The sequence below is a fragment of the Pseudomonas sp. Sample_23 genome (assembly GCF_004307595.1).
GTDB classification, from domain to species: Bacteria; Pseudomonadota; Gammaproteobacteria; order Pseudomonadales; family Pseudomonadaceae; genus Aquipseudomonas; species Aquipseudomonas atacamensis.
Map to the genome: position 1 here is coordinate 53146 of NZ_RCNX01000039.1, position 16277 is coordinate 69422.

A 16277-nucleotide genomic window follows, 5' to 3' on the forward strand; every position below is an offset into this window, starting at 1 on the left:
CAGCGCAGTGACATCAACCACGAGCCAGAACCTTGCGCAGCGCTTCGAGGAAACGGCTGTTTTCTGCCGGCAGACCGATGGTCACCCGCAGGTGGTTCGGCATGCCGTAATTGGCCACCGGACGCACGATCACGCCTTCGCGCAGCAAGCCCTGGAAAATTGGCGCCGCCACCTGGCCGAGATCGACGCAGATGAAGTTGCCTTTGGATTCGATCCAGCCCAGCCCCAGCTCACGGAAACCGGCCTGCAACTGCTGCATGCCGGATTCGTTGAGCTGACGGCTTTGCGCCAGATATTCCTCGTCCTTCAGCGCCGCACACGCCGCCGCCAGGGCGAGGCTGTTGACGTTGAATGGCTGACGAACGCGGTTCAGCACGTCCGCCACCACAGGCGTCGACAAGCCATAACCGACGCGCAGCGCAGCCAAGCCATAGGCCTTGGAGAAGGTGCGCGAAACCAGCAGGTTCGGGTACGCAGCGAGGAAGTCGAGACCGTCCGGCAAATCACTGCCTTCGGCGTACTCGATGTAAGCCTCGTCGAGGACTACCAGCACATGCTCGGGAACGTCCTGCAGGAATTCGTCCAGCGCTTCGGCGCCGAACCAGGTGCCGGTCGGGTTGTTCGGGTTGGCGATAAACACCACGCGAGTGTTGGCATCGATGGCTGCGAGCATGGCCGGCAGGTCATGGCCCCAGTCTTTGGCCGGAACTACTTTGGCCTGAGCGCCAACTGCTTGAGTCGCGATCGGATACACCGCGAAGGCGTGCTCACTGAACACCGCATTCAGGCCCGGCGCCAGATAGGCACGCGCAACCAGCTCAAGAATGTCGTTGGAGCCATTGCCCAGCGTGACCTGATTCAGCTCGACACGGCACTGCTCGGCGAGCAGCGATTTCAGGGCGAAGCCATTGCCGTCCGGGTAGCGGGTCAGCTCGGCCAGCTCTTCGCGAATCGCCGCCAATGCCTTCGGGCTGGCGCCCAACGGGTTTTCGTTGCTCGCCAGTTTGACGATTTTTGCCGGATCCAGATCCAGCTCGCGCGCCAGTTCGTCCACAGGCTTGCCCGGAACGTACGGCGAAAGTTGTTGCACGCCCGGCTGTGCCAGAGCGAGGAAGTTGCCACTCATTTGCTACCGCCCCTTAGAGAACTGCTTTCGGGTAGGAACCCAGCACTTTGAGTGCTACTGCTTCCTGACTGATCTTTTCCAGCACACCTTTGATCAACGGATCACGGTGGTGGCCGACGAAGTCGATGAAGAACACGTAGGTCCATTTGCCGCTGCGCGACGGACGGGTTTCGATGCGGGTCAGGTCGATGCCATTGTCGTGGAACGGCACCAGCAGCTCATGGAGCGCGCCGGGCTTGTTGCTCATCGACACGATGATCGAGGTCTTGTCGTCGCCGGTAGGCGGCACTTCCTGGTTACCGATCATCAGGAAGCGCGTCGAGTTGTCAGGGCGATCTTCGATCTTCTCGGCTAGACGCGTCAGGCCGTACAGCCCTGCCGCCATGTCGCCAGCGATCGCCGCCGAATTCCACTCACCCTTGACCCGCTTGGCCGCTTCGGCGTTGCTCGATACCGCGACGCGTTCGACATTCGGGTAATGCGCGTCCAGCCACTTGCGGCACTGGGCCAGCGACTGCGCGTGGGAATAGATGCGGCTGATGCTGTCGGTCTTGGTATTTTCGCCGACCAGCAAATGATGGTGGATGCGCAGCTCGACTTCGCCACAGATCACCATGTCGTGTTCGAGGAAGCTGTCCAGCGTGTGATTGACCGCGCCTTCGGTGGAGTTTTCCACCGGCACCACGCCGAAATTCACCGCACCGGCGGCGACTTCACGGAACACTTCGTCGATCGCCGCCATCGGCTTGCTGATCACTGCGTGGCCGAAGTGCTTCATCGCCGCCGCTTGGGTGAAGGTACCTTCAGGGCCGAGGTACGCCACTTTCAGTGGCTGCTCCAGCGCCAGGCACGACGACATGATCTCGCGGAACAGCCGCGCCATTTCTTCGTTGCCCAGCGGCCCCTGATTGCGCTCCATCACACGCTTGAGCACCTGAGCTTCGCGCTCGGGACGATAGAACACCGGCACTTCGCCTTCGGCCAGCGAGGCCATCTTCACGCGGGCGACTTCCTGGGCGCAACGCGCACGCTCACTGATCAACTCCAGGACTTTGGTGTCCAGAGCGTCGATGCGAACGCGCAGTGCCTTGAGTTCTTGCTCGGACATCAGCCGTGTTCCTTCTCGAATTCCGCCATGTAGGCCACCAGCGCGTTAACTGCGGTGATGTCGACGGCGTTGTAGATGGAGGCGCGCATACCGCCCACCGAACGGTGCCCCTTGAGGTTGAGCAGACCGCGCTCGTCGGCACCGGCGAGGAACGGCTTGTCCAGACGATCGTCAGCGAGACGGAACGGCACGTTCATCCACGAGCGATCCGACTTGTTGATCGGGTTGCTGTAGAGACCGCTGGCGTCGATGAAGTCGTACAGGGTGCGCTGCTTGACGTCGTTGAGCTTGGCGATCGCTTCGACGCCGCCCTGCTCTTTCAGCCATTGGAACACCAGACCGGACAGGTACCAGGCCAGCGTCGGCGGGGTGTTGTACATCGAGCCGTTATCAGCCGCGACCTTGTAGTTGAGCATGGTCGGGCACAGCGAGCGGGCCTTGCCGAGCAAGTCTTCGCGGATGATGTTGACGACGATGCCGCTCGGGCCGATGTTCTTCTGCGCGCCGGCGTAGATCATGCCGAAACGCGAAATATCGACCGGGCGCGAGAGGATGTCCGAAGACATGTCCGCCACCAGCGGTACGTCACCGGTTTGCGGGATCCACTGGAATTCCAGACCGCCGATGGTTTCGTTCGGCGCGTAGTGAACGTACGCGGCGTCTTTCGACAGGTTCCACTCGTTCTGGCCTGGGATGGCGAAATAGTCGTAAGGCTTGGCAGTGGCAGCAACGTTGACGTGGCCGTAGCGCGAGGCTTCTTCGATGGCTTTCTGCGACCAGATACCGGTGTCGATGTAGTCGGCCGAGCCGCCTTCAGGCAACAGGTTCAGCGGGATCTGTGCGAACTGCTGGCTCGCGCCGCCCTGCAAAAACAGCACTTTGTAGTTCGACGGGATATTCAGCAGGTCACGCAGATCCTGCTCGGCCTGGGTAGCGATGGACACGAACTCATCGCTGCGATGGCTCATTTCCATGACCGACAGACCCTTGCCGTGCCAATCAAGGAGTTCACCCTGGGCGCGCTGCAGGACAGCTTCAGGCAGCGCCGCCGGACCGGCGCAGAAGTTATAGGCTCGCTTGCTCACATCCAATCTCGCTCTGATTTGGTGGTATCACGCAATAAATCACACTACCGATCAACATGGTCCTGTGGGAGCGAGCCTGCTCGCGAATGCATCACCGCGGTGCTTCAGAGGTACCGCAGCGCCTGCTTTCGCGAGCAGGCTCGCTCCCACAGGGGATCTCCATGATGTCGAAAATTCATACCGGACAAATAACAAGGGGGCGAATTCTCATCCGCCCCCTCGTTTATCCGCTTATTCCTGCGGCTCTTCGTCTGCTGCGGCGTCGAGTTGCTGGTCTTCACCCGCTTCGTCGATACCGACGCTGCCTGCGATTTCCTCGCCCTCTTCACCGTCGAGTTCTTCGCCTTCGATTTCCGAAGGCTCCTGAACCCGCTCCAGGCCGACCAGGGTTTCATCCTTGGCCAGCTTGATTAGCGTCACGCCCTGAGTGTTACGACCCAGGCTCGACACTTCGTCGACACGGGTACGCACCAGGGTGCCCTGATCGGAGATCAGCATGATTTCTTCGCCGTCGAGTACCTGTACCGCGCCGACCAGACGGCCGTTACGCTCGTTGCTGACCATGGCGATCACGCCCTGACCGCCACGCTTGTACTCAGGGAACTCGGTGATCGCGGTGCGCTTGCCATAACCACGCTCGGAAGCGGTGAGGATCTGGCTGCCTTCTTCCGGGATCAGCATGGAAATCAGCTTCTGCCCTTCCGGCAGACGCATGCCGCGCACGCCGCGAGCGGTACGGCCCATGGCACGCACGTCGGACTCTTTGAAACGGGTGACCTTGCCGCCATCGGAGAACAGCATCACTTCGCGCTCGCCATCGGTGATGGCTGCAGAGATCAGCACGTCGCCTTCGTCCAGCTCCAGCGCGATCAGACCGACGCTGCGCTGACGACTGAAGGATTCCAGCGGGGTCTTCTTCACGGTGCCGTTGGCGGTGGCCATGAAGATGTAGTGACCTTCGGTGTATTCCTCGACCGGCAGCATGGTGGTGATGTATTCACCATCATCCAGCGGCAACAGGTTGACCAGCGGACGACCACGGGCCGCGCGGGATGCTTCCGGAATTTCGTAGGTCTTGAGCCAGTACACCTTGCCCTTGCTGGAGAACAGCAGCAGCGTGGTGTGGCTGTTGGCAACCAGCAGGTGAGCGATGTAGTCCTCGTCCTTGACGCCGGTAGCCGATTTGCCTTTGCCGCCACGACGCTGAGCCTGGTACGCAGCCAGCGGCTGGGTCTTGGCGTAGCCACCGTGGGAGATGGTCACGACGCGCTCTTCTTCCGGGATCATGTCGCCCAGGGTCAGGTCGAGACGGGCATCGAGAATTTCGGTGCGGCGCACGTCGCCGTATTCGGCGCGGATCACTTCCAGCTCTTCGCGGATCACTTCCATCAGGCGCACAGCGCTGTTGAGGATGCGGATCAGCTCGCCGATCTGGTTGAGGATCTCTTGATACTCGGCCAGCAGCTTCTCGTGCTCCAGACCGGTCAGACGGTGCAGGCGCAGTTCGAGAATCGCTTGGGCCTGTTCTGGCGAGAGGAAGTACTTGCCTTCACGCAGACCGTATTGCGGATCGAGGTTTTCCGGACGGCACGAATCGGCACCGGCACGCTCAACCATCGCCACCACAGCCGAGGATTCCCAAGGCGTGCTGATCAGCGCTTCCTTGGCTTCCGACGGTGTTGGCGAAGCCTTGATCAGGGCGATCACCGGGTCGATGTTCGACAGGGCAACGGCCTGGCCTTCGAGAATGTGCCCACGCTCGCGCGCCTTGCGCAATTCGAACACGGTACGGCGGGTAACCACTTCGCGACGGTGACGGACGAAGGCTTCCAGCAGATCCTTGAGGTTGAGGATGCGTGGGCGGCCGTCGATCAGCGCGACGATGTTGATGCCGAATACCGATTGCAGCTGGGTCTGGGCGTAGAGGTTGTTGAGGATCACCTCAGGCACTTCGCCACGACGCAGCTCGATGACGACGCGCATACCGTCCTTGTCGGACTCGTCGCGCAGCTCGGTGATGCCTTCGAGCTTCTTCTCTTTGACCAGCTCGGCGATCTTCTCGATCAGACGCGCCTTGTTCAGCTGGTAAGGCAGTTCGGTGATGACGATCTGCTGACGGCCACCCACCTTGTCGATGTCTTCGATGATCGAGCGGGCACGCATGTAAATGCGCCCGCGACCGGTGCGGTAGGCTTCGATGATGCCGGCGCGACCGTTGATGATCGCAGCCGTCGGGAAGTCCGGACCGGGAATGTATTGCATCAGCTCATCGACGGTCAGCTCGGGGTTGTCGATGAGGGCCAGGCAACCGTCGATGACTTCACCGAGGTTGTGCGGCGGAATGTTGGTCGCCATGCCCACAGCGATACCGCTGGAACCGTTGACCAGCAGGTTCGGTACGCGGGTCGGCATGACTGCCGGGATCAGTTCGGTGCCGTCGTAGTTCGGCACCCAGTCCACGGTTTCCTTGTGCAGGTCAGCCAGCAGCTCGTGCGCCAGCTTGGTCATGCGCACTTCGGTGTATCGCATGGCCGCAGCGTTGTCGCCGTCGACCGAACCGAAGTTGCCCTGGCCGTCGACCAGCAGGTAGCGCAGGGAGAAAGGCTGGGCCATACGAACGATGGTGTCGTACACGGCAGTGTCACCGTGCGGGTGATACTTACCGATCACGTCGCCGACGACACGGGCAGATTTCTTGTACGGCTTGTTGTAGTCGTTGCCCAGCTCGCTCATCGCGAACAGTACGCGACGGTGCACGGGCTTGAGGCCATCGCGCGCATCCGGCAGTGCACGGCCGACGATCACGCTCATTGCGTAGTCGAGGTAGGACTGTTTCAGCTCGTCTTCGATATTGACCGGGAGGATTTCTTTGGCCAGTTCGCCCATGAGAAGCCTGATTCCTTTTTCTGGTGAAACTTCGTCATATCCATGTGGGAGCAACGAAGCTCGTCGGGGCCGGCCGAGTGCCATGCGCCGACTTACGACAAATCAACATTGGATCGCGGATTTGCGCAGTAAAGACAGCTCCGTGGAGCCGCCTCGGAAAACGCCGGATGTTATCACAAAGGCCGCCACGCACCTATCCCCCAGATGCGCATGGAGCATAGTTAGTTGACCGATGACAGGCTTGAGGGGGACGACAGAAGCTCTGAGCTTCTTTGAATGTGAAATCTGGGGCAGATTTACAGTTGTTTATTGACATTCAGGCCCTCATCGCTGGCAAGCCAGCTCCCACAGGTTCAATGCCGGGCACAAAACCTGTGGGAGCTGGCTTGCCAGAGATGGGGCCCGCTCACACGCTAAAGACCTTCAATGCAGGCGCTTGCGGCACATCAGCTGGACCATTTTCGCGGTGTCCGGGCGTTCGACGATGCCTTTCTCGGTGACGATCGCATCGATCAGATCCGCCGGGGTGACATCAAACACCGGGTTGAACGCTTCAACATCGGCACCGACGCGTTTACCGCCAACTTCGAGCAGTTCGGCGCCATCACGCTCTTCGATCGGGATGTCATCGCCGCTGGCGAGGTTCATGTCGATGGTCGAACTCGGCGCCACCACCATGAAGCGCACGCCGTGGTGCATGGCGTTGACCGCCAGTTGATAGGTGCCGATCTTGTTCGCCACGTCGCCATTGGCGGTGATGCGGTCGGCGCCGACGATCACCCAGGTCACGCCTTTGGTTTTCATGATGTGCGCGGCGGCGGAGTCGGCATTCAGGGTCACCGGGATGCCTTCGTTGGCCAGCTCCCACGCGGTCAGCCGCGAGCCCTGCAACCATGGCCGGGTTTCGTCGGCGTAAACGCGCTCGACCATGCCTTCTATATAAGCAGCGCGGATCACCCCCAGCGCAGTACCGAACCCGCCGGTGGCCAGCGCGCCGGTATTGCAATGGGTCAGGATGGCCTGAGCGTTGCCCTGATGCTTGCGAATCAGATCGACACCAAGCTGCGCCATGGTCAGGTTGGCCTCGCGGTCGCTTTCATGAATGGCGATGGCTTCGGCTTCCAGCGCGGCCAGCGGATCGGCCTTGCTTTTCAGCCGATCCAGGCGATCGTGCATGCGGCCCAGCGCCCAGAACAGATTGACCGCGGTCGGACGCGAATCGGCCAACAGCGCGAAATCCTCTTCCAGCGCCGCGTACCAGTCGCCGCCCTCGGCAATCCGCGCCCGCGCCGCGAGGACGATGCCATAAGCCGCACTGATGCCAATAGCCGGTGCGCCACGCACGACCATCGAGCGAATCGCCTCGGCCACGCCGGCGGCGCTGGTGTAGGCGATCCAGGTTTCCTCGAACGGCAAAATACGCTGATCCAGCAGGTGCAGCGCGCCATCACGCCAATCGATGGCCTTTACTTTCTCCGCAGCCAACAGTCGATCGCGCATCCCACACCCCGCACTCATGAACAAAAGCCGCCGATTATAGCGATCCCCCCGCGAAGACGCTCGGGTATACTTCGCCATCCTTTACAAAAGCACTGGAACCGACCCTCGATGCCGAAACCTGCCATTGCGCTCGACCTGTTATTGCTGCCGACCTGGCTGGTCCCCGTCGAACCGGCAGGCGTGGTGCTCAAGGAGCACGGCCTGGGCATCCGTGACGGTTGCATCGTGTTTATCGGCCCGCGCGCCGAAGCGTTGAAGTGTAACGCGACAGAAATCCGTGAACTGCCGGATGTTCTGTTGGCGCCGGGACTAATCAATGCCCACGGCCACGCGGCGATGACGCTGTTCCGTGGCCTGGCTGACGATCTGCCGCTGATGACCTGGCTGGAAAACCACATCTGGCCGGCCGAAGGCAAATGGGTCGATGAGGATTTCGTCCGCGACGGCACCGATCTGGCCATCGCCGAGCAGATCAAGGGCGGCATCACCTGCTTCTCTGACATGTACTTTTTCCCGAAAGTCGCCAGCGAGCGCGTACACAACAGCGGCATCCGTGCGCAGATCGCCATTCCGATCCTCGATTTCCCGATCCCCGGCGCCAGCAGTGCCGACGAAGCCATTCGTCAGGGCGTCGAATTGTTCGGGGATCTCAAGCATCACGAACGCATCAAGATTACTTTCGGCCCTCACGCCCCCTACACCGTCGGTGATGAGAACCTGGAGAAAATCAGGGTGATCGCCGAGGAGCTTGACGCCTCGATCCACATGCATGTGCATGAAACCGCATTCGAAGTGCAACAGGCTGTCGAGCAAACCGGCGAACGGCCACTGGCGCGCCTGGGTCGCCTTGGCCTGCTCGGCCCGCGCTTCCAGGCGGTGCACATGACCCAGATCAGCGATGACGACCTCGCGCTGCTGGTAGAAAGCAACAGCAGCGTGATCCACTGCCCGGAATCCAATCTGAAACTGGCCAGCGGCTTCTGCCCGGTCGAACGTTTGTGGCAGGCTGGGGTGAACGTTGCCGTCGGCACCGATGGCGCGGCGAGCAACAATGATCTCGACCTGCTCGGCGAAACCCGCACCGCCGCCCTGCTGGCCAAAGCCGTCGCCGGCTCTGCCACTGCGCTGGACGCCCATCGCGCCTTGCGCATGGCCACCCTCAATGGTGCGCGTGCACTGGGGATCGAGGCGCAGGTCGGCTCGCTGGAGATTGGCAAAGCCGCGGACATCGTCGCTTTCGACCTGTCCGGCCTGGCGCAGCAACCGGTGTATGACCCGGTGTCGCAGCTGATTTATGCCACCGGGCGTGATTGCGTGAAACACCTGTGGGTCGCCGGCAAGCAACTGCTCGACGACCGGCGCCTGACCCGCATGGACGAACAACAGCTGGGCGCGACCGCCCGCCACTGGGGCCAGCGCATCAGCGGCCACACCGAATCGTAAACACCGCGGCGCTATATCCGCGGCTACAGCCCTTTTCAGGTTTTTCGAGGAATTGAACATGAGCAACGTCGACCACGCCGAAATCGCCAAATTCGAGGCCCTGGCCCATCGCTGGTGGGACCGCGAAAGCGAATTCAAGCCGCTGCACGACATCAACCCGCTGCGGGTCAACTGGATCGACGAGCGAGTCAATCTGGCCGGCAAGAAAGTCCTCGACGTTGGTTGCGGCGGCGGCATCCTCAGCGAAGCCATGGCCCAGCGTGGCGCCACGGTGATGGGCATCGACATGGGCGAAGCGCCGCTGGCGGTCGCACAACTGCATCAGCTGGAATCCGGGGTCAGCGTCGAATACCGCCAGATCACCGCCGAAGCCCTCGCCGAGGAAATGCCCGAGCAGTTCGACGTGGTCACCTGCCTGGAAATGCTCGAGCACGTGCCGGATCCATCGTCGGTAATCCGTGCCTGCTTCCGCATGGTCAAGCCGGGCGGCCAGGTGTTCTTCTCGACCATCAACCGCAATCCGAAGGCGTACCTGTTCGCGATCATCGGCGCCGAATACATCATGAAGCTGTTGCCGCGCGGCACCCACGACTTCAAGAAATTCATCCGCCCGTCCGAGCTCGGTGCGTGGAGCCGCATGGCTGGCCTGACCGTCAAGGACATCATCGGCCTGACCTACAACCCGCTGACCAAGCACTACAAGCTGGCCAACGACGTTGACGTCAACTACATGATCCAGACCCTGCGCGAGGAATAAGCCGATGGCCATCAGAGCGGTACTTTTCGACATGGACGGCACCCTGCTCGACACCGCGCCGGACTTCATCGCCATCTGCCAGGCGATGCGCGCCGATCGCGGTCTGCCGCCGATCAACGACAAGCACATCCGCGACGAGATTTCCGGCGGGGCCAAGGCCATGGTTGCGGTGACATTTTCGATGGATCCGGAATCGCCGGGCTTTGAGGAGCTGCGTCTGGAGTTTCTCGAGCGCTATCTGGTCGGCTGCGCGGTGCACAGCAAACTGTTCGACGGCATGGGCGAACTGCTCGCCGATATCGAAAAGGCCAACCTGATCTGGGGCGTGGTCACCAACAAACCGGTGCGCTTCGCCGAGCCGATCATGCAGCGTCTGGGGCTGGCCGAGCGTTCGGCGCTGCTGATCTGCCCGGATCATGTGAAGAACAGCAAGCCGGATCCGGAGCCGCTGATCCTCGCCTGCAAGATGCTTGATCTGGATCCGTCGACCGTGCTGTTTATCGGCGATGATCTGCGCGATATCGAATCGGGCCGCGATGCCGGGACCAAGACCGCTGCGGTGACTTACGGCTACATCCACCCGGACGACAACCCGCGGCACTGGGGCGCGGACGTGGTGGTGGACCATCCGCTGGAATTGCGCAAGGTGCTCGACAGCGCGCTGTGCAGCTGCTGACCTGACTGTTGCAAGCTCCCTGTGTGGCGAGGGGATTTATCCCCGCTGGGCTGCGAAGCGGCCCCCGCTTTCATCCAGGCAATGTGACACACAGGTTTTGCGACGGCTTCGCCGCCGAACGGGGATAAATCCCCTCGCCACAGGGGTGAAGCAGGTCTTCATCAAATGGATTGTGAGGTTCTTATGTTTGATTACACCGCTCGCCCTGAATTGCTCAAGGATCGGGTCATTCTGGTCACCGGTGCCGGCCGTGGCATCGGCGCGGCTGCGGCGAAAACCTATGCCGCCCACGGTGCCACCGTGTTGCTGCTGGGCAAGACCGAAGCCAATCTGACCGAGGTCTACGACGAAATCGAGGCTGCCGGCCACCCGCAACCGGCGGTGATCCCGTTCAACCTCGAGACCGCCCTGCCCCATCAATATGATGAGCTGGCCGCAATGATCGAAACCGAGTTCGGCCATCTCGACGGCCTGCTGCACAACGCTTCGATCATCGGCCCGCGCACGCCGATCGAGCAACTCTCCGGCGAAAACTTCATGCGGGTCATGCAGGTCAACGTCAACGCCATGTTCATGCTGACCAGCACCCTGCTGCCGCTGCTCAAGCTGTCCCAGGACGCCTCGGTGGTGTTCACCTCGAGCAGCGTCGGGCGCAAGGGTCGCGCGTACTGGGGCGCTTACGGCGTGTCGAAATTTGCCACCGAGGGCCTGATGCAAACCCTGGCCGATGAAGTGGAAGGCGTTGCGCCGGTACGCTCCAACAGCATCAACCCGGGCGGTACGCGCACCAGCATGCGCGCGCAGGCTTATCCGGGGGAGAATCCGCTGAACAACCCGACACCGGAAGAGATCATGCCGGTGTATCTGTACCTGATGGGCCCGGACAGCGCGGGCGTCAATGGCCAGGCTTTCAACGCCCAATAACGCCATACGTCGCATTTGTTGCCGCGGCAGAATGCTGTCGCGGCAAGCCATTGCCGCTCATAAACGTCACAAAGCCGCCAATAACCCAGCGCGGCCGCCCGGCATCCGCCAGCAAGCCATTGATTCGAAAAGCTTTAAATAAAATCGAACCGAATGGCACGCCTTTCGCTCTAAATTCGCTCAAAACATGCCGTGTGATGGCCATGGGGCAGACGCCGATTTCGATAGCTGACTGATCGTCTTGCGGCAGACTAAACTTACGCCAAACGTCCTACGGGACTGATGGATCAGTACGACGCGCAGCCCATAGCCGCTCTCACCCAGCCTGTAAGACAGACTTACTGCTTAGGGGCTCACGCCATATGAAATCTCCTTCCCAGACCCATGCAATTGACTTTGACAGTGCCAAATTGCAGCGCCTGGGCTTCGGTCAACTACCGGCGCTGATCGAGCGCCCGACCAGCCTGGCGCAACTGCGTCAGCAAATGAGCCTGCAACTGCAAACCAGCCTGGAGCCTCAGCGCATCCTTGGCCTGTTCTTCCGCGAAATCCAACGCCTGGTGCCACTGGACGCCCTGAGCTATGTGCATCAGGCCAGCGACTTGCGCCTGGAGTTCGGCGCGCGCGGCCACCACTCGCTCAGCTACACCCTCAGCCACGAAGGCGAGCACATGGGCGAGTTGGTCTTCCGCCGTAATCAACGTTTCAACGACAAGGAACAGGGCGACCTCGAGTCGCTGCTGTCCTGCCTGCTGTACCCGATGCGCAACGCCCTGCTCTATCGCGCCGCGACGCAAAGTGCCTTGCGCGACCCGTTGACCGGTGCCGGTAATCGGGTGGCCATGGAGCAGACCTTGCAGCGTGAGATCGACATGTCGCGCCGTCATGCGCAACCGCTGTCGGTACTGATGCTCGACATCGACCACTTCAAACGGGTCAACGATGACCACGGTCATGGTGCCGGCGATGAAGTGCTCAGAGCCATTGCCGCGTCGATAAAGGCGCAACTGCGCAACGTCGACATGGTGTTCCGTTATGGCGGCGAAGAGTTTCTGATCCTGCTGTCCAACACCGGTCGCGAGGCGGCGGCGATGGTCGGCGAGCGTTTGCGCCAAGCGACGCAGTCGGAGGAATACTTTGCCGATGGCCAGTTGATCGAGATCACCGTGAGCCTGGGATGCTCGACGTTACTGCCGGGCGAGTCGGCGGACAGCTTGCTGCGCCGGGCCGACAGTGCGCTCTATGTCGCAAAGCGCGAGGGGCGGAACCGGCTGGCGATGGCCGGCTAAAAATCATTGTGGGAGCGAGCCTGCTCGCGAAGAGGGGTGTCAGACAACGATTCGTTGCATGACCCACCGCTTTCGCGAGCAGGCTCGCTCCCACAGTTCGATCAGCTTTCGGTTACGGTCCGGCGCTCGCGGTTGACCAACAAGCGCTCCGAAGTCTCCAACTGCATGCACCGCTCCAGAAACAGGTACATGTAGTCATAACTCTTGCAGATCGCCTGCCGCAGCTCGGCCTGCAACGCCTTGCTCGGGTTCAGGCCGGCCAGGGTGCAGATGATTTCCAGCGCTTCCCACGGATGGGCATCGTCGTACTGGGCATGCATCTTCAACCACTTCATCGCGCGTTTGCGATCTTCTTCCGGGAACGCCGCGGCGTAGACCCCGGTCGAGCAGACCACCGCTGACCACTCCCCGGTCGCCCCCTCGATCGCATAGTTGGTCGCGGCAATCGCCACGATCAGCGAATCCGCCGAGCTGGTGTGCCAGCACCAATGACTCAGAGCATGCAGCTCCGGCGGCACTTGCTGGGCCTGGAGATCTTCGAGGCTGACGCCATGGGCGCGGCTCCAGTGCATCCAGTAGTCGGCATGGTTGAGTTCGACGCGAATGTTGCGCATCAGCCAGCGCCGCGCCATGTCCTCGCCGGGGTGGCGGGCGAAGCGGGTCTTGGTGAGGTTCTGCGCCATGTACAAGGCAAACTGCTCGACCACCGGCCAGCCGCCGATGAGGTACTGGCGCATGGTTTTCGCGCTGAGTCTGTTGTCGCGCATGCGCTGATAAAGTTCATGTTCGACAACCCGGCGCTTGCTCTCGCTGCAATCCTTGATGAGCTGTTGCGCCCAGGCAGGGTAACTTGCAGCTTCCATGAGGGGTCCGGTTCGGTTGAATGTGTCGATCACTGTTCGGCTCCTTTTGAGTTGTGATGGCAAGGATCGGCGAGAGACTTCAACGGAACGTGCCAGGCGCTTTGAACAACAACGGCTGCGGTCTGGCAGGGCGACTTTGCAAACTGTCACAAGTAAACAACTGCGGGCGCTCGATGACATACCCCTGAGCGTAATCCACACCTATTTCAAGCAATGCCTGTTCGATCTGGTTAGTTTCAACAAACTCGGCAATTGTCTGCTTACCCATAACATGGCCAATGTGATTGATCACTTCGACCATTGCCCGATTAATCGGGTCGTCCAGCATATCCTTAACGAAACTCCCGTCGATCTTCAGGAAGTCTACAGGCAAATGTTTCAAGTAAGCGAATGAAGACATTCCGGCACAAAAGTCATCCAGAGAAAAGTGACAGCCTAAGCCTTTGAGTTCATTGATAAAACGAATTGCACTGCCAAGATTGGCGATTGCACTGGTTTCAGTAATTTCAAAACAAATCATTTCAGGCGGTATAGCGTAGTTAACAAACTGCTCCCGCAGGAAGTGCAAAAACGCGTCATCTCCTATAGTAATGCCTGACAGATTAATCGCACACATTGCCAAAGGAAGTTCATGTTCCTGTTCAATACACTGGGCAATAACCTTGAAAACATTTTCAACTACCCAGCGATCTAACTGGGTCATCAAACCATATCGCTCCGCTGCCGGAATAAAGCTGTCAGGCAAAATCATCCGCCCGGATTCATCATGCAAACGCAGGAGGATTTCGATGTGTCCGGCCTGGCCGGGTTGCGGCTTGAGCGGTGCGATCTGCTGGGCATAAAGGCAGAAGCGATTTTCTTCCAGCGCCATATGCAGGCGCTGTACCCAGGCCATTTCACCGAAGCGCATGGACAGTTCGGAATCATCGGCATGGTAGACCTGCACGCGGTTGCGGCCCTTTTCCTTGGCCATGTAGCAAGCCATGTCCGCCGCACGCAACGAGGCCTCAAGGCTGGTGGGATTCTGCGCGATATGCACCAGGCCGATACTGACGGTGGTCAGGAACGGCCGCCCCTTCCAGACAAAATGCAGGTTCTGCACGGTCTGGCGCAGGCTTTCGGCAATCTTCTCGGCGATGTCCGGCGGGCAGTTCTCGAGCAAAATCCCGAATTCGTCGCCGCCCAGTCGCGCCAGGGTATCGCCCTCGCGCAAGTCTGATTGCAACAGCGTGCAGATATGCCGCAGCAACTCATCGCCCGCCGCATGACCACAGGTGTCGTTGACCAGTTTGAACTGGTCCAGATCGAGGAACATCAGTGCATGCCGCCCGGGCTGGCGCGTCAGTTTGTGCAAGGCCTGTTCGAGGCGATATTCGAATTCGCGGCGGTTGGCCAGCCCGGTCAGGGCATCGTGGGTCGCCTGCCAGGACAGATTGGCGATGTACTGCCGCTCTTGGGTCATGTCGTGCAGCACCAGCACCGTGCCGCTGACGTTGCCGGCATTGCGGATCGGCGCGCCGACCAGGGTCACCGACAGGGTGCTGCCGTCCAGACGCTGGATCAGCTTGGAATGTTCGCTGCCGCCGCTGAGCTGGCCGCTGAGAATGTGCTCGATCAACGTCAGCCCTTCGGTCTGGGCGTTATCGTCAAGCAGGTTGAACAGCGCCGACAACGGCAGCCCTGCCGCCTGCTCGGCCTTCCAGTGCGTCATGGCCTCGGCGGCCGGGTTCATGTAATCGATCGCGCCGTTGACGTCGGTGGTGATCACGCCATCGCCAATCGACTGCAGCGTGATATGCGCGCGATCCTTTTCCAGTTGCAGCGCCTGGGCAAACTCATGGCGCTGCTTGAGCAGTTTGTGCGTGCGCCACAGCGCCAGCGCGATCAGACCCAGCGCGGTGGCCAGGTTGGTGAACAGCAGCAGGCGCATGATCACCCGCGAGCCTTCGCCCAAGGCATCGCTGAAAGCCCTGGCCGCTGGGGTGACTGCATCGTTGATGGCGAAGATCTGTAACTTCCAGCGCTGCACATCGCCGGGACTGGCCTGGTTCTGCGCAATGCCTTGGTGCATCTCCTGCGCGACTTCGTGCAGTCGGTCGAGATAGGCATCGCCAATCGTCCAGCGATCGATCGCGGTTTCCAGATAACTGTAGTGGCGGAAATTGAGGTACAGCCAGATGACGCTGGAGACATCGTCTGGATGATTGCCACCCTTGAGAATGCCTTGGCGCGCCGCTTGCAGATCCGGCGGCTGACGATCCAGCGCCAGGCGCAATTGGTGCCCGCCCTGCGGCACGGCGATCGCCGTCAGGTATTTGCGATAGATCGCCTCGTCACGGCTGTCGGCGTAGAGGTTGAGATAATAGATGGCGTCTTTCTGGCCCTTGGACCACAGGCTTTCGCCAGCGACGTAGCCACGCACGGCCGAAAGCACGTAAAGGCTCACGCCCCCCAGTAATGCCTGGAACACCACGACAGCAATAAAGGGCCAGACGATACCCAACAACCGTGGTGTTCCCAGAGTCTGCTTTTGCTTCATGAGAGTCCTTGCATGAGCACTGCCCGCTCGCCTTCCGGGCGAATTCGCTATGACGAGACTAGGTGGGGTTCTCGTTCAAGG

The 16277-nt window shown here is 60.6% G+C and carries 13 protein-coding genes; 5 read left to right on the plus strand and 8 right to left on the minus strand.

The genetic code is table 11. From position 1 onward, the window contains the following. Window positions 1-13 precede the first annotated feature (13 nt). The 5 genes from hisC to mtnA form a co-directional block, all read right to left on the minus strand. The gene (gene hisC / locus D8U82_RS10240) at window positions 14-1126 is read right to left on the minus strand and encodes a histidinol-phosphate transaminase (protein ID WP_016770923.1); all 1113 of its coding nucleotides are present in this window, start codon (window positions 1124-1126) and stop codon (window positions 14-16) included. 13 nt (window positions 1127-1139) lie between these two features. After that, the gene (gene pheA, locus D8U82_RS10245) at window positions 1140-2234 is read right to left on the minus strand and encodes a prephenate dehydratase (RefSeq protein ID WP_016770924.1); all 1095 of its coding nucleotides are present in this window, start codon (window positions 2232-2234) and stop codon (window positions 1140-1142) included. After that, entirely contained in the window at window positions 2234-3319 is a 1086-nt protein-coding gene (gene serC / locus D8U82_RS10250) for a 3-phosphoserine/phosphohydroxythreonine transaminase (protein WP_038860448.1), read from the minus strand. The genes pheA and serC overlap by 1 nt, the downstream gene beginning before the upstream one ends. A 231-nt stretch (window positions 3320-3550) precedes the next feature. Then, window positions 3551-6205: a DNA gyrase subunit A gene (gyrA, locus tag D8U82_RS10255; protein WP_125926377.1), complete on the minus strand. Its 2655-nt coding sequence runs from the start codon at window positions 6203-6205 to the stop codon at window positions 3551-3553. Between the two features lie 423 nt (window positions 6206-6628). Further along, window positions 6629-7705, minus strand: coding sequence for an S-methyl-5-thioribose-1-phosphate isomerase (gene mtnA / locus D8U82_RS10260; protein ID WP_130902152.1), 1077 nt, complete (start codon window positions 7703-7705; stop codon window positions 6629-6631). A gap of 108 nt (window positions 7706-7813) precedes the next feature. On the opposite strand from mtnA, the gene D8U82_RS10265 reads away from it, so the two are divergent. From D8U82_RS10265 to D8U82_RS10280, 4 genes are all read left to right on the plus strand, one after another. Then, the gene (locus D8U82_RS10265) at window positions 7814-9148 is read left to right on the plus strand and encodes a TRZ/ATZ family hydrolase (protein WP_071173171.1); all 1335 of its coding nucleotides are present in this window, start codon (window positions 7814-7816) and stop codon (window positions 9146-9148) included. A 58-nt stretch (window positions 9149-9206) separates the two neighbouring features. Then, window positions 9207-9905 carry a bifunctional 2-polyprenyl-6-hydroxyphenol methylase/3-demethylubiquinol 3-O-methyltransferase UbiG gene (gene ubiG / locus D8U82_RS10270; protein WP_007908399.1) on the plus strand — a complete coding sequence of 233 codons (699 nt, stop codon included), beginning with the start codon at window positions 9207-9209 and terminating at the stop codon, window positions 9903-9905. 4 nt (window positions 9906-9909) lie between these two features. Further along, window positions 9910-10581, plus strand: coding sequence for an N-acetylmuramic acid 6-phosphate phosphatase MupP (mupP, locus tag D8U82_RS10275; protein WP_016770929.1), 672 nt, complete (start codon window positions 9910-9912; stop codon window positions 10579-10581). A gap of 183 nt (window positions 10582-10764) precedes the next feature. Further along, complete coding sequence (locus tag D8U82_RS10280) at window positions 10765-11505, plus strand: YciK family oxidoreductase (RefSeq protein ID WP_024013876.1); 741 nt, start codon at window positions 10765-10767, stop codon at window positions 11503-11505. On the opposite strand, the gene D8U82_RS10285 is transcribed toward D8U82_RS10280, so the two are convergent. Beyond that, window positions 11492-11710: a hypothetical protein gene (locus D8U82_RS10285; RefSeq protein ID WP_130902153.1), complete on the minus strand. Its 219-nt coding sequence runs from the start codon at window positions 11708-11710 to the stop codon at window positions 11492-11494. The two genes, D8U82_RS10280 and D8U82_RS10285, sit on opposite strands and share 14 nt — an antisense overlap. 157 nt (window positions 11711-11867) lie before the next feature. Between D8U82_RS10285 and D8U82_RS10290 the strand changes: the two genes are divergently transcribed. Further along, window positions 11868-12794, plus strand: coding sequence for a GGDEF domain-containing protein (locus tag D8U82_RS10290; protein WP_123443575.1), 927 nt, complete (start codon window positions 11868-11870; stop codon window positions 12792-12794). A gap of 101 nt (window positions 12795-12895) precedes the next feature. Here the strand turns inward: D8U82_RS10290 and D8U82_RS10295 are convergent, their stop codons facing one another. Together D8U82_RS10295 and D8U82_RS10300 are read right to left on the minus strand one after the other, a co-directional pair. Next, the gene (locus D8U82_RS10295) at window positions 12896-13690 is read right to left on the minus strand and encodes an iron-containing redox enzyme family protein (RefSeq protein WP_016770930.1); all 795 of its coding nucleotides are present in this window, start codon (window positions 13688-13690) and stop codon (window positions 12896-12898) included. A gap of 46 nt (window positions 13691-13736) precedes the next feature. Next, window positions 13737-16196 carry an EAL domain-containing protein gene (locus D8U82_RS10300; protein ID WP_130902154.1) on the minus strand — a complete coding sequence of 820 codons (2460 nt, stop codon included), beginning with the start codon at window positions 16194-16196 and terminating at the stop codon, window positions 13737-13739. Window positions 16197-16277 lie beyond the last annotated feature (81 nt).

Bases quoted from the DNA above. Each gene is read 5' to 3' on its own strand.
- D8U82_RS10285 (WP_130902153.1), bottom strand. From the start codon at position 11,710: ATGGCCATCACACGGCATGTTTTGAGCGAATTTAGAGCGAAAGGCGTG.
- mtnA (WP_130902152.1), bottom strand. From the start codon at position 7,705: ATGCGCGATCGACTGTTGGCTGCGGAGAAAGTAAAGGCCATCGATTGG.
- gyrA (WP_125926377.1), bottom strand. From the start codon at position 6,205: ATGGGCGAACTGGCCAAAGAAATCCTCCCGGTCAATATCGAAGACGAG.
- ubiG (WP_007908399.1), top strand. From the start codon at position 9,207: ATGAGCAACGTCGACCACGCCGAAATCGCCAAATTCGAGGCCCTGGCC.
- hisC (WP_016770923.1), bottom strand. From the start codon at position 1,126: ATGAGTGGCAACTTCCTCGCTCTGGCACAGCCGGGCGTGCAACAACTT.
- D8U82_RS10265 (WP_071173171.1), top strand. From the start codon at position 7,814: ATGCCGAAACCTGCCATTGCGCTCGACCTGTTATTGCTGCCGACCTGG.
- D8U82_RS10300 (WP_130902154.1), bottom strand. From the start codon at position 16,196: ATGAAGCAAAAGCAGACTCTGGGAACACCACGGTTGTTGGGTATCGTC.
- pheA (WP_016770924.1), bottom strand. From the start codon at position 2,234: ATGTCCGAGCAAGAACTCAAGGCACTGCGCGTTCGCATCGACGCTCTG.
- mupP (WP_016770929.1), top strand. From the start codon at position 9,910: ATGGCCATCAGAGCGGTACTTTTCGACATGGACGGCACCCTGCTCGAC.
- D8U82_RS10280 (WP_024013876.1), top strand. From the start codon at position 10,765: ATGTTTGATTACACCGCTCGCCCTGAATTGCTCAAGGATCGGGTCATT.
- D8U82_RS10290 (WP_123443575.1), top strand. From the start codon at position 11,868: ATGAAATCTCCTTCCCAGACCCATGCAATTGACTTTGACAGTGCCAAA.